Consider the following 1,086-nt stretch of genomic DNA (forward strand, 5'->3'; position numbering starts at 1 on the left):
CCCTGTAGACCCTGTAGACCCTGTAGACCCAGTGAAGCCGGAAGTTTCCGGATTTATTCGTATGCCGACGGCGAATATGGAAATGGGGTATAACCTTATCCGTACATTGCATGAACGGGTGAGTGAGCAACAAACAATGGCCTGGGATGATTGCACCCAGTGCCAGTCAACTCACCGCGATGATCAGGTCTGGGGTAAAATGCTGGGTAACTTAGCACGGGCTGACGGTGATAACCGTTATGGTTACCGTTCTAAAATGTGGGGTGGTCAGTTTGGCTATGACTTTAACGTTAACTATAACGAGAATACCGGCTCACGTCGTCATTCCGGCATGATGGTGACATATGCACACGACACGTTGAAATTTAATGATCGTCGTTCTGTATTCTTTGATACTGGTAACGGACAGTATGCTGAAAAGGATAAGCGTACGGGTACCGGTAAAAGTGATATGGTGGCGCTTGGGGCTTATACTACGTTCTACGATAAGAATGGCAGTTACTTAGATTTAGTTGGTAATCTGGATTACATTCATAACAAATATGAGTCTGTCCGCGGCTCTGAATCAAGCAATGATTCTTACGGTGTCGCAGTATCCGGGGAAGTAGGCCGGCCTTTTGCGCTGACCGATAATGGTATCAGTAACGGTGACTGGGAAATTGAGCCTCAGGCTCAGCTTATCTACCAGTATCGTACCTTCAGTAATTTCAAAACCGAGCATGATGTCAGTGTTAATCAAAAAGACCGTCATGGATTAAGAGGTCGTGCAGGGGTAAGACTGGCGTATAACACCGGAACGCCGGAACTGAAAACCAACACGATCTATTTTGTGAGTAACGTTGTGCATGATTTCATTGATAATGACCAGACGGTGAAAATCGGTTCAGACAGTATCAAAGAAAAAACTGCCTCTACCTTTGGTGAAGTGGGCGGAGGGATTCAGTTACCGGTTGGTGAAACCTCCTACCTATATATGGATGCCCGCTACAGCCATTCCTTGAGTAACAGTGATGGTAAGGCTGATAATATGCGCGGTAACCTTGGTTTTAAATACCACTTTTAACGGATTATCATTATGGTCGCCAG

The 1,086-nt window shown here is 45.8% G+C and carries 1 protein-coding gene; it reads left to right on the forward strand.

The window, feature by feature from the left end:
• Positions 1–1,063: autotransporter outer membrane beta-barrel domain-containing protein (locus HMPREF3119_RS00375; protein WP_210388484.1), on the forward strand; the 1,063-nt coding region annotated here is incomplete at its 5' end.
• Positions 1,064–1,086 lie beyond the last annotated feature (23 nt).

Origin of the sequence: Morganella sp. HMSC11D09 (genome assembly GCF_001807955.1) — a bacterium.
Lineage (GTDB): Bacteria > Pseudomonadota > Gammaproteobacteria > Enterobacterales > Enterobacteriaceae > Morganella > Morganella morganii.